Consider the following 16,397-nt stretch of genomic DNA (forward strand, 5'->3'; position numbering starts at 1 on the left):
TATTTCACTCCCCTTCCGGGGTGCTTTTCACCTTTCCCTCACGGTACTGGTTCACTATCGGTCACTAGGGAGTATTTAGCCTTACGGGATGGTCCCCGCAGATTCCGACCGGATTTCACGTGTCCGGCCGTACTCAGGATCCTGTCTAGAGGACAAAAGCTTTCGGTTACGGGGTTATCACCCTCTTTGACAACGCTTCCCAACGTTTTCACCTAACTTCTATCTTGGTAACTCAACGACAGTCCTACAACCCCAGCATGCAAGCACACTGGTTTGGGCTCTTCCCGTTTCGCTCGCCGCTACTCAGGGAATCGATTTTTCTTTCTGCTCCTGCTGCTAATGAGATGTTTCAGTTCACAGCGTATTCCTTCAACTATCCTATGTATTCAGATAGTGATAGCACTTCTATGTGCTGGGTTTCCCCATTCGGAAATCTCTGGGTCATAGCGTACTTACCGCTCACCAAAGCTTATCGTAGTTAGTCACGTCCTTCATCGGCTCCTAGTGCCAAGGCATCCACCACGCGCCCTTATTCACTTAACCACAACTTTTCAGTTGGATCAGTTTTATGAGTTGGTCTTCTTTCAGACCTGCGATTAAACCGTTCTTTTTTAAAGAACTTGTGTTGTTTCTCGGTTCATTTAGATGATTCACCTCTGAATCATTTTAAAAGAATTTCTTGATTATTCAGTTTTCAATGTACTAGCTTTTGGCCAAAAGGCTTTCTTCTGGCCAATGGAGAATAGCGGGATCGAACCGCTGACCCCCTGCTTGCAAAGCAGGTGCTCTCCCAGCTGAGCTAATCCCCCATGCGCTGGTTGTGCTTCACGCACTCAAAACTAAACAAAACTTTGCACAAATCAAATTGACTCTGACGTCCCTGTAACGCTCCGATTATCCTTAGAAAGGAGGTGATCCAGCCGCAGGTTCTCCTACGGCTACCTTGTTACGACTTCACCCCAGTCATCTGTCCTGCCTTAGACGGCTCCTCCCTAAAAGGTTAGGCCACCGGCTTTGGGCATTACAAACTCCCATGGTGTGACGGGCGGTGTGTACAAGACCCGGGAACGTATTCACCGCGGCATGCTGATCCGCGATTACTAGCGATTCCGACTTCATGTAGTCGAGTTGCAGACTACAATCCGAACTGAGACGTACTTTAAGAGATTCGCTTACCCTTGCGAGTTCGCTGCTCGTTGTATACGCCATTGTAGCACGTGTGTAGCCCAGGTCATAAGGGGCATGATGACCTGACGTCGTCCCCGCCTTCCTCCGGTTTGTCACCGGCAGTCTGTCTAGAGTGCCCAACTGAATGCTGGCAACTAAACATAAGGGTTGCGCTCGTTGCGGGACTTAACCCAACATCTCACGACACGAGCTGACGACGGCCATGCACCACCTGTCACTTTGTTTCCGAAGAAAACAGCACTATCTCTAGTACCTTCAAAGGATGTCAAGACCTGGTAAGGTTCTTCGCGTTGCTTCGAATTAAACCACATGCTCCACCGCTTGTGCGGGTCCCCGTCAATTCCTTTGAGTTTCAACCTTGCGGTCGTACTCCCCAGGCGGAACACTTAATGCGTTAGCTTCGGCACTAAAGGGCGGAAACCCTCTAACACCTAGTGTTCATCGTTTACGGTGTGGACTACCAGGGTATCTAATCCTGTTTGCTACCCACACTTTCGAGCCTCAACGTCAGTTGCAGTCCAGTAAGCCGCCTTCGCCACTGGTGTTCTTCCATATATCTACGCATTCCACCGCTACACATGGAGTTCCACTTACCTCTACTGCACTCAAGTTCGACAGTTTCCAAAGCACTTCCACAGTTGAGCTGTGGGCTTTCACTTCAGACTTATCGAACCGTCTGCGCTCGCTTTACGCCCAATAAATCCGGATAACGCTCGGGACATACGTATTACCGCGGCTGCTGGCACGTATTTAGCCGTCCCTTTCTGGTATGGTACCGTCATGTAAAGATCATTTCCTACCCTTACCGTTCTTCCCATACAACAGTGCTTTACGACCCGAAAGCCTTCATCACACACGCGGCGTTGCTCCATCAGGCTTGCGCCCATTGTGGAAGATTCCCTACTGCAGCCTCCCGTAGGAGTTTGGGCCGTGTCTCAGTCCCAATGTGGCCGGTCAGTCTCTCAACTCGGCTATGCATCATTGTCTTGGTAGGCCTTTACCCCACCAACTAACTAATGCACCGCGAATCCATCAAAAAGTGGTCCAAACGGACCTTTTAACGTTTTGTCATGCGACAGCACGTTTTATACGGTATTAGCATCTGTTTCCAAATGTTATCCCCTGCTTTTCGGTAGGTTATTCACGTGTTACTCACCCGTTCGCCACTCGCTTGAAGAGTGCAAGCACTCTTCGCTGCGCGTTCGACTTGCATGTATTAGGCACGCCGCCAGCGTTCATCCTGAGCCAGGATCAAACTCTCATGTTAAAAGTTTGAAGATTGCTCTTCGATTAAACTGACTAGTTGCTATCTCTCGATAACGCCTATCCGTTTATTGTTTGTTACGAATTGACTTCGCAAATTTGTTTGTGACTACTTACCAAGTAGCCACCGTTACAGATTTGTTTGTTCAAAGTTTTGTTCAGTTTTCAATGTGCGATGCCTTGTTGGGCAACTCATTTATCTTACCTTAGCTGTGACCTAAAGTCAACAACTAATTTAGAAAGTTATTTGAGTTGCTTTGTTAGGGCAACTTGATTAGTTTATCAGGAATGTTGAAGCTTGTCAACAACTTTCTGATGAACTTTTATCAACTGCCGGTCATCTCTGACAACCAGCGCTTCGCTCGAAGCAGCTTTGCTTCGTAACGAACAATAACAAGTATAGCGCCTACCTGACTACTCGTCAACACTTTTTTAATAATTTTTTGAAAGTTTTGATTACGTTAAAAGGTGTTATTGTACATTTTTCGATGATGACTACTTTTTGTTAATTTATTGTAAAAAAATACTGTACTTTACACTCCTTTAAATTTAACATTTATCTAAATATGATTAAAAATGCGACTTTTTGTAAATATTTGTGGTAAAAAATTATGGTTTTCGTATAATTAATATAGAATTTATTCTTTATCTAATAGTACTAATCAATTTCAATCATTGATTTAGAAAGGTGTCTAAACGGGAAAGGAGGCGAATATGGCTTGCTATATTCTAACAACAAAGAAGCGTGACCAGCGCTTGTTCCGTAAAATCTTAATCGATCCATATATTTTTGAAACTCCACGAGAACTTTTACTCGCGATTCGTTCAAATAAACGAGGTCCAATTTTGATTATTGATTTGGAGATCCGCGGTCACGAAAAGATTGGCTTTCAAACTGCCGAATTAGTTAAGAAGAACAATCCCAACGCCCAAATCATTCTCTTAGCGGAAGATAGTCGTTTGGCTAATTATTGTTTCGAATACCAAGTTGGGGTTTTAGACTTCATTATTAAGAATGACCGTGATTTAACTTTTCAAAAGCGTCTTTTACGTGCCATTGAAAAGGCCCAATACAATCTTCACAAAATTTTTTACACAAAACCAAATTTTGTACGTTTTCCAAACGGAACACGGTCAATTTTGGTTGATTTAACACATGTCATTTATATCTCTTGTGAAAAGGGGACTCACCACCTTATTTTGCATGAACACGACCGTATCACGAAAATCAGGGCAACACTTAAAACCATTGTCCCACTCCATAAAGATATTTGTCAGATTCACTCAAGCTTTGCCATTAATTTAAACTATTTAAAGGACTACCAACCCAAGAAAAAAATTATTACGCTCTCAACTGGCAACGCTTTACCGGTTTCTCGTCGCTATGCAAGCGAAGTCCGAATGCACACAACTTGGTTTACTGAACCACCGAGCAAAGATGAAAATCCAAACTTCAAACGCAACGATTAAAAGAAAAAACATCACGACCACAGATAGTGTGGTTGTGATGTTTTTAAAACTGATTGAAACGATTTGCTAAACAAAAAAAGAAAATCACTGATTCAAAATCACTTATTACTCCCAATATCATTCGCCTTAACGTCATCAACAAAGGATGGCGGCCACTTACTGAAAATAACAGCAAACAGCAACTCCCAAAAATTAAAGTTGCTTTCTATCACATCCCGATCCATTCCGAAAATCATCTAATATTATTGCTAGCTATTATCATATCTTGATGGGCTTAAGATGCCAACCTCTTCATTTTATTTTTCTAAAATAAAAACACCACGGTTTAATCACAGACAATTTGTCCCTGACTATTGTGGTGTTTTATTTTGATTATTGCTCAGAATCTGTATCGTTTTGGTCAGCCTCTGCTCGAGCAACTAAGTCACTAACTTGGTCGCTAACAGGGGACTGGCTATTATCTGCTGCTTCTTGGCTTTGAACCAAAGCAGCTTCTGGACTATCTTCGTCCATCTCAACTGGTTCCAATTTCGTCAAGGTTGCTACCTTGCTGTCGTCTTCCAAACGAATCAAACGAACGCCTTGCGTTGCTCGACTGGTTTGACTAACTGTATCAACGCTGAAGCGAATCATAACGCCCTGGTCAGTAGTGACCATAATGTCTTCATCGCCATCAACAGTGACCATGGCAGCCAGTGGTCCGTTCTTTTCGGTGATTGTTGCCGTCTTGATCCCTTTACCGCCACGACCCTTAACAGGGTATTCAGCAGCTGCTGTTTGCTTCCCATAGCCCTTTTGACTAATCACAAAGACCTTCGAGTCCGGAGTTAAGATATCGGCACCGATCACTTCATCTCCGTCACGCAAGTTGATTCCTCGTACACCAGCAGCACCACGACCCATTAGTCGGACCGCTTCTTCCGCGAAGGTCACGGAGTAACCATTCATCGTGGCAATCACAATATTTTGCAAACCATCTGTTTGCAAGACCTTCAAAATTTCATCATCATCACGTAGGGTCAATGCTTTCAAGCCAGATGTTCGAATGTGGGCAAAGTCTTGTACCTGTGTCCGCTTAACGACACCCTTGCGAGTAACAAAGAAGAGATTATCTTGGCTTTCAGCTGGATTACCACTAACAGATAGAAGGGATTGAATCTTTTCATCTTCTTCAAAGTTCAAAAGATTAATCACAGGGATTCCCTTAGCCTGACGACCATATTCAGGAATCTCATAGCCCTTCATCCGATAGACCTTTCCCTTGTTGGTAAAGAAGAAGAGGGAGTCATGGGTTGAAAGGTTAACCAACTGGTCCACAAAGTCTTCATCATTCAGATTCATCCCTTGAACACCACGACCACCACGGTTTTGTGCCTTAAACTCGCTCGCTGGCACCCGCTTGATGTAGCCGTTATTAGTCAAAGTAACAATGACATCTTCTTCTTCAATCAAATCTTCGTCTTCGATGCTGGTAACATCACCAACTTGCAATTCTGTCCGACGAGGATCACCAAAACGGTTTTGGATTTCAAGCAATTCATCATAGATCAACTGATCGATGCGTTCTTGGTGGGCCAAGATATCCTTCAGATCAGCAATCAAAGCAACCAACTTTTGGTATTCGTCTTCTAGCTTATCGCGTTCCAAACCGGTCAACCGGACCAAACGCATGTCTAAGATGGCCTGTGACTGCTTGTCCGAGAGGTCATAGCCCTCAATCAAACGTGTCTTGGCTTCATCAGAAGTCTTGGATGAACGAATAATATTGATAATTGCATCAATGTGGTCAAGGGCAATGCGCAAACCTTCTAAAATATGTGCCCGTGCTTCAGCCTTCTTTAAGTCAAAGCTTGTCCGACGACGAATGACAGAACGCTGGTGGTCCAGATAGGCCACCAGGATTTCCTTCAAACTCAGCGTCTTCGGAGCACCATGGTCGATGGCCAACATGTTGAAAGAGAACCCAGTCTGCAAAAGGGTTTGCTTGTACAAATTATTTAAAATAACCGATGCGGAAGAATCTCGTCGGACATCGATTGAAATCCGCAAACCTTCACGGTCGGTTTCATCACGAATACCGGTAATGCCTTCAATCTTCTTATCGCGAGCTAATTCCGAAATCCGTTCAATCAAACGCGCCTTATTAACGGCGTAGGGGAGTTCTGTCACGATAATCTGTTCTCGACCTGATTTTGTCGTTTCAATATCGACCTTAGCCCGAATCGTTATTGTGCCCCGACCGGTTTCATAAGCTTTTCGGATACCAGCCTTACCCATGACGATTCCACCAGTTGGGAAATCAGGACCGGGTAGTGCTTCCATCAAATCAGCCGTCGTCGCCTCCGGTTTGTTCATCAAGATATGCAAGGCCGAAATGACCTCGCCCAAATTATGCGTTGGAATATTGGTTGTCATTCCAACGGCGATTCCGGTTGCACCGTTGACCAAGAGGTTCGGGATTCGAGCAGGTAGAACCTCCGGTTCGCGTTCCTCACCATCGTAGTTTGGCACGAAATCAACCGTATCCTTATTCAGGTCACGGACCATTTCCATTGCCACTTTCGACAAACGAGCTTCCGTATATCGCATGGCAGCGGCACTATCACCATCAACAGAACCAAAGTTTCCATGGCCATCTACCAACAAGTAGCGGTATGAAAAGTCCTGCGCCATTCGGACCATTGATTCATAGATTGCTGAATCACCGTGAGGGTGGTACTTACCCATAACATCCCCGACAATACGGGCTGATTTTTTATGGGGTTTATCTGGCGTATTGCCTTGCTCAATCATCGAATAAAGGATTCGACGATGAACAGGCTTCATCCCATCACGGACGTCAGGCAAAGCCCGAGCCACAATTACTGACATGGCATAGGACAAGAATGACGTCTTCATTTGCTCGGACAAATGCGTATTTTGAATCCGAGTATCCATTTCTTCTGGCATTTCATTTACTCCTCGTCAAACACGACCGACAATTAAATATCGAGGTCTTGAACAAAGACCGCGTTATCCTCAATAAACTGACGCCGTGGTGGCACATCGCCACCCATCAACATATCAATCACAGCATCAGCTTCTTGGGCATCGGCCGGGTCAACCCGTAACAACCTTCGGTTAGCAGGATCCATCGTGGTATCCGCTAATTGGTCGTAATCCATCTCGCCAAGACCCTTATAGCGCTGCACCTTTGGCTTGGCATTACTTGGTAATTGAGCTAAGTAGTCTTCTAGTTCTTTATCAGAATCCAAATAAGTCATGGTCTTGGAATTTCCCAAAGAAACACCGTACAAAGGTGGTTGCGCAATATAAATATAGCCAGCATCGACCATTGGACGCATATAGCGATAAAACAGCGTCAACAACAAGGTCCGAATATGGGCACCATCGACATCGGCATCCGTCATGATAATAATTTTGTGGTAATTGGCTTTTTCAACATTAAAGTCATCCCCAAAACCAGAACCTAGCGCTGTAAAGAGCGAACGAATTTCTTCGTTGGCCAAAACTCGGTCAAGAGTTGCTTTCCCAACGTTCAAGATTTTTCCACGAATTGGCAAAATAGCCTGTGTCAAACGGTTACGACCCTGCTTAGCTGAACCACCGGCAGAATCACCCTCAACAATAAAAAGTTCTGAAATTTCAGGATCCTTCGAAGTGTTGTCGGCTAATTTACCAGGCAAATTCGAAATTTCCAAGCCCGACTGCTTCCGGGTCATTTCGCGCGCCCGTTTAGCTGATAACCGGGCACGTTGAGCGAGCGAACCTTTTTCAACGATTTGCTTAGCAACTACTGGGTTTTCAAGCATAAAGCGTGAAAAAGTCTCAGAGAACATCCGGTCAGTCGCCTGCCGGGCATCCGAATTCCCCAACTTTGTCTTTGTTTGTCCCTCGAATTGAGGATCTGGGTGCTTAATCGAAACAATGGCCGTCATCCCTTCCCGGACATCTTCTCCGGTTAATGATTCGGCCCCTTCTTTAATAATCTTTTGTTTGCGAGCATAGTCATTAATTACTCGGGTTAAAGCTGTCTTAAAGCCGGTTTCGTGCGTCCCACCTTCATAGGTGTTGATGTTATTGGTAAATGTTTTCAGATTTTCTTTGACACCCGTTGTATATTGCAAGGCAACTTCAACGACGATGCCGTTCTCCTCACCCTCAACATAAACTGGTTGGTCAAACAAAGCCTGCTTATCTTCGTCAAGGAAAGAAACGTATTCCTTAATCCCACCCTCAAAATGGAAAGATTCACTAAGGGGTTCATCCGAACGCTTATCCTCAATTGAAATCCGCAACCCTTTGTTCAAGAAGGCTAATTCTCGAACACGGGTTAACAGAGTTTGATAGTTATAAACAGTTGTTTCTTGGAAAATATCAGCATCGGGCTTGAAATGAACGATTGTTCCTCGTTCAATTGGCAATGGCCCATCTTTTTTAGTCATTTTTGTTTTGACATGACCGGTTTGAAAGTCCATATAGTAAAGCTGACCATCACGAACAACTTGGACATCCAGTGCCGTTGAAAGGGCGTTAACAACTGAGGCCCCAACTCCGTGCAGACCACCAGAAACCTTATATCCGCCACCGCCAAATTTTCCACCGGCGTGCAAAATTGTAAAAACGGTTTCCAAGGCTGGCTTGCCCGTCTTTGACTGGATATCAACCGGAATCCCACGACCATCATCCGTTACGGTGATCGAGTTATCTTTCTCGATGGTCACGGTGATATGACTAGCAAAACCGGCAAGGGCTTCATCGATTCCATTATCGACAATTTCCCAAACCAGGTGGTGCAAACCTTGGGCCGTTGTTGTCCCAATATACATTCCAGGGCGCTTTCGAACGGCCTCTAACCCTTCCAAAACTTGGATTTGGTCAGCATTATAGGCATCCGCATCCGTATGCATTTGACTTGCTTCTTCCGGATTTACTGCGGCCACTTCTTGATTTTCTGGATACTCTTGCTCTGCCATCATTCTCCTTTACGCCATCATGGCTACTCTTCCACCTGCACATGACCAGCTTTGACGATAAAAATTTTTGGTTCCTTGATCAACTGACGGGCCACTTCCGTTAGGGAAGGGGCCGTGATAAAGGTTTGAACCTTGTCTTGAATAGCCATTAAAAGGTGCGTTTGCCGGTTGGCATCCAACTCACTTAAAACATCATCCAAGAGCAAGACGGGATACTCACCCGTTTCTTGATGCATCAATTCGATTTCACCAAGCTTTAAGGCTAAGGCCGCCGTCCGCTGTTGTCCTTGCGAGCCAAAAACCGCCACATTGGCTTGGTTGACATCAATAATAAAATCATCTCGATGTGGACCTGCCAAAGTAGTGCCTTGCCGCTTTTCACGCTCGGCATTCTTCTCAAAGACCAACAAAAGAGCCTCTTGCACTTGATCTTTTTGCATCTCCACTTCAACTGGAATCGCCGTTTGGTAATGCAAGGTTAAAACCTCTTTTTGACTGGCTATTTCCTGATGAATTTGATTTGCCTGGGCTTCTAATTTGATTAAAAATTGCTGTCGAGCCAAAATAATTTGACTAGCGACGTCGATTAGCTGCTCAGTTAAGACATCTAAAAAAATCTGGTCGCGCTGGCCACCCTGGGCCCAGGCCTTTAGATAGGCATTGCGTTCTTTGAGAATTTTTTTGTATTGGCTACTTTGCTGTAGATAGAGTTTGTTCATTTGTCCAAACTCGATGTCGATAAAACGGCGCCTAATCGTCGGTGCTCCCTTAACCAAATCCAGGTCTTCCGGAGCAAATAAAATGACGTTTAGCTGACCAATGTAAGTTGACAGCCGGGATTGATCAAGATGATTAACCCGAGCCTGCTTGCCTTTAGCAGACCAAGAAAGGGAAAGGGGCGTTTGACCAAACCGATTTTTGATTCGACCAGCAATTTTTGCCTCTTTTTGTCCCCACTGAATCAAATCCTTATCAGTTTTTGTCCGGTGGGAGCGAGCTAATGCCAGTGCATAAATACTTTCCAAGAGGTTTGTCTTTCCTTGGGCATTCTCACCCAAAAAGACGTTAATCCCACTTTGGAAATGCAAATCAGTTTGATCATAATTACGGAAATGGTTGAGAGATAAATCGCTTAGTTCCAAGATCCTGGTCCACTTGGCTTTTGCTTCGATGACCGCTGAACCGCTTTGTTACTTGCTCGTTGTTGACGAGCAAGCGCTGTTTGGCGTTTCTTTTCCTTGTGTGCTGCTTGCTTTTGACTAGCAGCAAATCGAGCTAAGATTGCCTGTTTTTCAGCTTCTTCGGCCTCTTCCTCTGCGCTTTGGTTATCAATCAAATAGCGCGTTTCTTGGAAGTCAACCTGGTCACCTGGGTACAATTTCTTACCCCGGCGATTTTCTTCTTCGCCATTTAACAACACTGATTGCTCAGCGAGAAAAGCTTTTGCCTGGCCACCAGAAGCAATAATGTTTTCCATTTTAAGCAACTGAGCCAGGGTGATATAAGCGGTTTTAATTGCTACGCGTTCAGCCATCGTTTTCCCCGATTTCTTGGTAAATACTTACTCCGTTATTATACCATACTTACGCTAATTTGCCCCTGAGAGCCGTTTTTAGCTTAATTTCTTTGTTTTGGACATTCATGCCAAACAGATAAAAAAGTAGCAGCAGGCTTCCTTGTGCAAATTGGCACAAAAAAAGAACATCAACCAAAGAAGATGTTCTTTTCTAAAGAATTAATTAAAATGTGCGTACTGGTGTTACCAATTGGAGTTGTTTATTATCGGTTTCACCTTCAGGGATGATGATGAAAGGCCGTAAGTTAGTTGTAAACTTCAATTCAACCGTTCTTCCCTGCAAAACGCGCAAGGCATCACGAACATAATCTGGATTAAAAGAAATTTCCAAATCTTCACCAACAACCTTTTTTGCTGTCAGCTCTTCCTTTACTTGACCAACTTCTTGTGAATTTCCAGAAAGTTGTGCTTGGCCATCTTTAATGGTCAGCAAAATCACGTTATTGCGTGATTCGTGTGACAGCAACGAAGCACGATCGATGGCACCTGACAAAACGGCCGCATCAATTTGCAGTTCGGTAGTTGCTTCATTTGGAATCAAACGATCTGTTTCTGGATAATTTCCTTCCAACAAGCGTGAATAGAAAGTCGTCTTACCAAAGATAAAAGCAGCCTGGTTGGTTGAAAGCTTAATTTCAACACGATTTTGTCCATCTAACAATGATTGCAATTCATTAAAGGCCTTTGCTGGAATAATAACCGATATTTTATCAGTATTTTCTGTTCCAGTTAACGTTACGATTCGTTGCGACAAGCGGTGTGAATCAGTTGTAACAGCTTTAATTTGGTTACCATCCAACGTTAAATGAATTCCCATTAAAATTGGACGACTTTCTTGCGTTGAAGCTGAAATTTTTGTTTGGGCAATAATTTCAACTAATTGAGCAGCGGAAACCTTTAATGATTTGCTTTCCGTTAATTCCGGTAATTTTGGATAAGCTGAACTTGGTTGGCCATTAATTTTAAATGATGCTGAACCAGAAGTAATCAAAGCTTGCAAACCATCAATTTCAAGTGTCATTTTGTCAGCAGGTAAATGCTTGACAATATTAATAAAGAAAGTTGCAGGGAGGGTAATACCACCTGTATTTTCAATTACTAATTCATTAGTGGTATCACTTGCTTCCAATGCGATTTTAATTGAGATATCAGCATTTGATCCCGTTAAGACCAGGTCTTCTTCGGACAACTCTAATTTAATGTTAGTCAAAATCGGAATGGTTGTTCGAGATGAAATTGCGCGAGCAACATCATTTAAAGCTTTGATAAAGGCTTGACGGTTAATCGAAAATTTCATGGCGTACGGCCTCCTTTATGGTCGGTACATCTATATTATATTAGTATTATTTAACTAGTAGTAATAATAAGGGCTGTGGAAACGGGGGATTGAAGAATCAGGCCTAATTTACTCGCTTTTTACCTGTTGATAACTTTGGGACTAACTTGCTAGAAAAGGGAGTGTTGTCCACAAGGCCTATTTCCCGTTTTTTATCTCATTGGCCAGGTCTTCAATCAGTTCCTTTGTTTTTGGTTCCGTTTCGACCTGTTCAGCTACCTTGTTGTAGGCATGTGAAATCGATGAGTGGTCGCGACCACCAAATGATCGACCAATATCTGGTAAGGATTTATTTGTCATGGTTCGGGTGAGGTAAATGGCGATGTGTCTTGCCGTTACTAAATCAGCTTGCCGTCTAGATCCCTGCATATCGGCAATTGTTTGCATAAAGTAGTTAGCAACGGTTTCTTGAATCCGCTCTACCGTAATCTTTTTGCCTTGGTCAATGTTTAGCTCGGTCAAAATTGATTGGGCCGTTTCAATGGTTGCCGGCTTGTTCATGAAGCGAATCTTGGCTTCAAACTTATGAAAAGCGCCTTCCAAAGAACGGACGTTGGTATCAATCTTTTCGCCAATTAGTTCCAGTACCTCGTTTGGAATATCTAGATCATTGCGTTCTTGCAAGTTGCGCAAAATTGCGACCCGGGTTGGTAAATCGGGCTTTTGAATGTCCTGGGTAATTCCCGCTTCAAAGCGGGAGGTCAACCTAGTCAGTAAGTCTGGAATATCAGTTGGATAGCGGTCGGAAGTCATCACAATCTGCTTACCAGCCTTGGTTAAGGCGTTAAAAGTATTGAAGAACTCTTCTTGCACCTTTTCTTTACCAGACCAGAACTGAATATCATCAATTAAAAGCATATCCAGCGATCGATATGTTTTTTTAAATTTAGCCGTCGCGTTGGAATCGGCTTTGTTTCCTTCACGAAGTGAATCCGTAAAGTCATTTAAAAAGTCTTCTGCAGTTGCATATTTGATGCTGGCATTTGGGTGGGTAGTTGCATATTCATTACCGATTGACTGCATCAAATGTGTCTTACCCAGACCAACCCCTCCATAAATAAGGAAGGGGTTATAGACTTTGCCGGGTGCTTCAGCAACTGCTAAGGCAACTGCTAAGGCGTTTTCGTTCCCGGCCCCTTTGACGAATTTATCAAAGGTAAAATCAGAATTTAAATCGTTTTCTTGGGAGAAAGGAATTTGGGTCGGTTCATTGTAGCCGTTGAAGCTACCGCTTGTTTCAGTTTCGCTGTCTTCTTCGACTTTTAGTTCTGGTCGAATGAAGTCGCCGGTAATTTCGTTGGCATGCTGGACGAAATCCATCGCATACTGTTGTGTATTCCATGCTTGAATGATATCAGCGGCATGGTCGGTCGGAACAGATAAAACAAGTTTGCCATCTTTAAAGCCAAGCGGCGTAAGTGGGGCAATCATTGCTTCAAAACTGACAGGACCAGTTGTTTTGTAAAGTCTGAGACTGACCTCTTTCCAAAGGACGTCGGGATCAAGTTGTTTTGCCATGTAAATCTCCAAGAAAAGTAGATAAAGGATGAAGCTATGCTGAATATTATAGCAAAAAAAAGGGGTAAAGACTAGTTATCCACAGGAAAGAGGATAAAAAGAAAGTTATCCCGCTTGGGGACTAATAACTGTCTGTCATGTGGAGAAGAAAGGGAACAAATTTTCGGGTTATCCACATATCAACAAAGTTATCAACGCCACAAAGTGGACTAATTTCGTTTTGTCTGACTTTTTCAACGTTATCCCCAGAAAGCAGTCCCCAGCCTGTGGATATGTGGATAAGTCGTGCATAAGGCGTGAAAAGACAATTATTGTCCCCTTATGTCCACAACCTTGTGGTTTTCTTTTGGATAAAGGCGTGGAAAGCTGATTTGAGCCAATTTTAAAATTTTTAGTGTTTTTGCTGGCGACTTTGGTGCAAAACTTGCCTCAACGGCGTATCCATGGTATGATTAGTCTCGAATTGCAAGAAATTTTGCAGACAAATTATTAATGGAGGAAATATAGATGAAGCGTACATTCCAACCAAAGAAGCGTCATCGCGAACGCGTACACGGTTTCCGTAAGCGTATGAGCACTAGCAATGGCCGTAAGGTATTGGCTCGCCGTCGTGCTAAGGGCCGTAAGGTATTATCTGCCTAATCAGGTCGCTGCATGCAGTGGCCTTTTTATTTTTATTGGATTTTTAATGCAGGGTTTTCCTGTGTACATAAGTGAACGGTGATTTAGGTAAGAGACCATGCGCAAGACATTTCGGATTAAAAAACCAGCCGAATTTCAAAACGTCTTTGACCACCATCATTCGGTGGCAAATAAGTATTTTGTCTTATATCGGTTAAAAAAACAGAATCAAAAACATTTCCGTCTCGGGCTTTCAGTTGGTAAAAAAGTCGGTAAGGCCCATGACCGGGTTTTTGTTAAAAGACGAATTCGACAAGCTTTTTTGGAATTAAAACCAGTGTTGAATTCAGATGTTGATATCTTAGTGATTGCAAGACCAGCTGCAGCACACCAGTCCCAAGCTTTTATTAAGAAACAACTTGAACATGTACTAAAGCTTGCGAAACTTTTAAAGGAAGAAAATCATGACTCGAATCAATAAATGGGTAAAAACAATTGGCTTTTTGCCGCTGCTCTTAGCAGCATTGGCAATGGTGGGCATCATTGCTGCTGACCATTCATATAGCGGCCATGTGGCAGGTTCTGGCTTGTGGGGTGGTTTTGTTGCCATCTTTATTCGTTCTATTTTGGGCGTTTCTTCCTGGTTTTCGTCTTCTTTTGGACTTGGAATCATTGTCTTTACGGTTTTTGTTCGTTTTCTGATTTTGCCATTAATGGTTTATCAGGTTGATTCCATGAAGAAAATGCAGGGCTTGCAAGATGAAATTAAGGCCTTGCAAGATACTTATCCTGGTCGTGATACTGAAAGTCGGCAGTTGCTAGCTGCTGCTCAGCAACAACTGTACAAGGACCGTGGTATTTCACCTTTTGCCTCAATGCTGCCTTTGTTAGTTCAAATGCCGGTTTTGATTGCCTTGTATCAGGGAATTCACAATTCACCTGTGTTACGTTCAGGCTCATTTCTTTGGTTGAATTTGGGACACCAAGATCCTTATTTCGTCTTGCCAATTTTGGCTGCCTTGTTTACCTTTGGTTCGTCATGGTTGTCAACCCAGGCCAATCCGCAGCAAAATGCGATGACGAAAGCAATGCCATATGTCTTTCCTTTTCTAATTTTGTTCACAGCCTTAGCTGTTCCTTCTGCCGTTTCTCTTTATTGGGTGGTTGGAAACTTGTTCCAAATGGTGCAAACGTTCTTCTTGCAAAACCCATTCAAGATGCGCCGCGAGCGAGAAGAGGCCTTGGCTTTGGAAAAAGCGAAGGCACGTAAGGTTCGTAAGGCCCAACGCTCAAAGAAGCGTAAAAAGCGCTAATTGTATTGTTTAAATGAAGTCACAGCAAGTTCTTGCTGTGATTTTTTTTGATTCCTTTTATAGTGAAGATGTCTGTTTGATGGTCTTGAAAGTTTAAGCAACGATGGTTTAATTAGACTGTTTTTTTTGCTATGATACCTAGTGTTATTTTCTTTTAAAAATCAGTGAGGGAGGGTCATCATGATTGAAATGTTAAAACAGACACCAAAGTTTTCTTGGTACCATATTACCGATATGAGTTCTGCAGATGAGAAAACACTTTTGGACGACCATGGTTTAACAAAACAAATGATTGGCTATGCGGATGACCATAATGAAAGTGTTCGAATGGAATTTGATCCTGAGGCCGACGAAGCCTTGATTATTTTAGATGTTATCTCCGCTGAACCGGAACCGGTTTTAACTCGTCCTTTAGGAATTGTTTTGGTTCATGGTGACTTATATACTTTTGCGCATCGTCCAACGAACTATATTAAGAAGAATTTTTTAAATGGCGATACAACCTTTCATCGAACAAATGATGAAGAAATGTCAGTTTTCGAATTTATGGTGACGGGTATTTATCCGTTAATGACAATGTTTGGTGATGAAATTACTGAAATTAATCGACAAAGACGGGCAATTCAAGCACAATTTAGTAGTCGTAAGCAACTAACGAAACACACCAATGATTTATTGCACCTGCAAATTCAAATGATTTATCTCCAAAATTCGTTGGCGAATGATTTAATTATGTTTGATCAGATTCGACGCTCATATGAGAACCATGTTTCGGAAGCCGACTTGGATCGATTAGATGCTGTTCGGGTTGAGGTTGAGCAGGCGCGCGACATGGCTGGTTTAGCAATGGAAGTGATTAATGCTGTTGCTGATGCGACAGGCTCACTTGGTAATCGTGATTTGAATTGGACGATGAAGGTCTTAACTGTCTATTCAATTGTCTTTACAATTCCAACGATTGTTTCTGGTTTTTATGGTGAAAACGTTGATTATTTACCCTTTGCTCATGGTGCTTCTGGGTGGTGGGTGACCATCATTATCATGTTCTTAATGATGATTGGTGCAATCTATTTGTTCCATCATTATGGTTTTTTGAAAAAGTAAATAATGAACCTGATTTTTATGCTACATTGCCG

Annotated in this window: 11 protein-coding genes, 1 tRNA gene and 2 rRNA genes (1 of these 14 cut by a window edge); 5 read left to right on the forward strand and 9 right to left on the reverse strand. The window is 43.1% G+C overall.

From position 1 onward, the window contains the following. From ACSYSR_RS03165 to ACSYSR_RS03175, 3 genes are all read right to left on the reverse strand, one after another. A 23S ribosomal RNA gene (locus ACSYSR_RS03165) occupies window positions 1–543 on the reverse strand (it extends 2,363 nt beyond the left edge of the window). A gap of 193 nt (window positions 544–736) precedes the next feature. Beyond that, window positions 737–809: transfer RNA gene (locus ACSYSR_RS03170), tRNA-Ala, on the reverse strand. Window positions 810–904: 95 nt separating this feature from the next. Continuing rightward, window positions 905–2,455: ribosomal RNA gene (locus ACSYSR_RS03175) — 16S ribosomal RNA — on the reverse strand. The 16S and 23S rRNA genes sit together here with 1 tRNA gene alongside, the layout of an rRNA operon. Before the next feature lie 710 nt (window positions 2,456–3,165). On the opposite strand from ACSYSR_RS03175, the gene ACSYSR_RS03180 reads away from it, so the two are divergent. After that, on the forward strand, window positions 3,166–3,921 hold the full coding sequence (locus ACSYSR_RS03180; protein ID WP_489816148.1) for a LytR/AlgR family response regulator transcription factor: 756 nt from the start codon (window positions 3,166–3,168) through the stop codon (window positions 3,919–3,921). A gap of 372 nt (window positions 3,922–4,293) precedes the next feature. On the opposite strand, the gene gyrA is transcribed toward ACSYSR_RS03180, so the two are convergent. The 6 genes from gyrA to dnaA form a co-directional block, all read right to left on the reverse strand. Continuing rightward, window positions 4,294–6,870 carry a DNA gyrase subunit A gene (gyrA, locus tag ACSYSR_RS03185; RefSeq protein ID WP_252773305.1) on the reverse strand — a complete coding sequence of 859 codons (2,577 nt, stop codon included), beginning with the start codon at window positions 6,868–6,870 and terminating at the stop codon, window positions 4,294–4,296. A gap of 32 nt (window positions 6,871–6,902) precedes the next feature. Then, the gene (gene gyrB / locus ACSYSR_RS03190) at window positions 6,903–8,897 is read right to left on the reverse strand and encodes a DNA topoisomerase (ATP-hydrolyzing) subunit B (RefSeq protein WP_489816532.1); all 1,995 of its coding nucleotides are present in this window, start codon (window positions 8,895–8,897) and stop codon (window positions 6,903–6,905) included. A 23-nt stretch (window positions 8,898–8,920) separates the two neighbouring features. After that, entirely contained in the window at window positions 8,921–10,039 is a 1,119-nt protein-coding gene (recF, locus tag ACSYSR_RS03195; RefSeq protein ID WP_489816147.1) for a DNA replication/repair protein RecF, read from the reverse strand. Beyond that, window positions 10,030–10,431, reverse strand: coding sequence for a S4 domain-containing protein YaaA (gene yaaA / locus ACSYSR_RS03200; RefSeq protein ID WP_252773307.1), 402 nt, complete (start codon window positions 10,429–10,431; stop codon window positions 10,030–10,032). The genes recF and yaaA overlap by 10 nt, the downstream gene beginning before the upstream one ends. Before the next feature lie 205 nt (window positions 10,432–10,636). After that, the gene (dnaN, locus tag ACSYSR_RS03205; protein ID WP_252773308.1) at window positions 10,637–11,770 is read right to left on the reverse strand and encodes a DNA polymerase III subunit beta; all 1,134 of its coding nucleotides are present in this window, start codon (window positions 11,768–11,770) and stop codon (window positions 10,637–10,639) included. A gap of 177 nt (window positions 11,771–11,947) precedes the next feature. Then, window positions 11,948–13,327: a chromosomal replication initiator protein DnaA gene (dnaA, locus tag ACSYSR_RS03210; RefSeq protein ID WP_489816146.1), complete on the reverse strand. Its 1,380-nt coding sequence runs from the start codon at window positions 13,325–13,327 to the stop codon at window positions 11,948–11,950. 507 nt (window positions 13,328–13,834) lie between these two features. Here dnaA and rpmH point away from each other — a divergent pair. From rpmH to ACSYSR_RS03230, 4 genes are all read left to right on the forward strand, one after another. Continuing rightward, window positions 13,835–13,969, forward strand: a complete 135-nt coding sequence (gene rpmH / locus ACSYSR_RS03215) for a 50S ribosomal protein L34 (RefSeq protein ID WP_047975516.1) — start codon at window positions 13,835–13,837, stop codon at window positions 13,967–13,969. Window positions 13,970–14,066: 97 nt separating this feature from the next. Beyond that, window positions 14,067–14,429 (forward strand): ribonuclease P protein component, encoded by a 363-nt coding sequence (gene rnpA / locus ACSYSR_RS03220; protein WP_489816145.1) that lies wholly within the window; start codon window positions 14,067–14,069, stop codon window positions 14,427–14,429. Continuing rightward, window positions 14,413–15,261, forward strand: coding sequence for a membrane protein insertase YidC (locus tag ACSYSR_RS03225; protein ID WP_489816144.1), 849 nt, complete (start codon window positions 14,413–14,415; stop codon window positions 15,259–15,261). Before rnpA ends, ACSYSR_RS03225 begins: the two co-directional genes overlap by 17 nt. 180 nt (window positions 15,262–15,441) lie before the next feature. Beyond that, entirely contained in the window at window positions 15,442–16,365 is a 924-nt protein-coding gene (locus ACSYSR_RS03230; protein WP_252773312.1) for a magnesium transporter CorA family protein, read from the forward strand. Window positions 16,366–16,397: the final 32 nt, after the last annotated feature.

It is taken from the genome of Fructobacillus sp. ESL1096 (assembly GCF_058511985.1).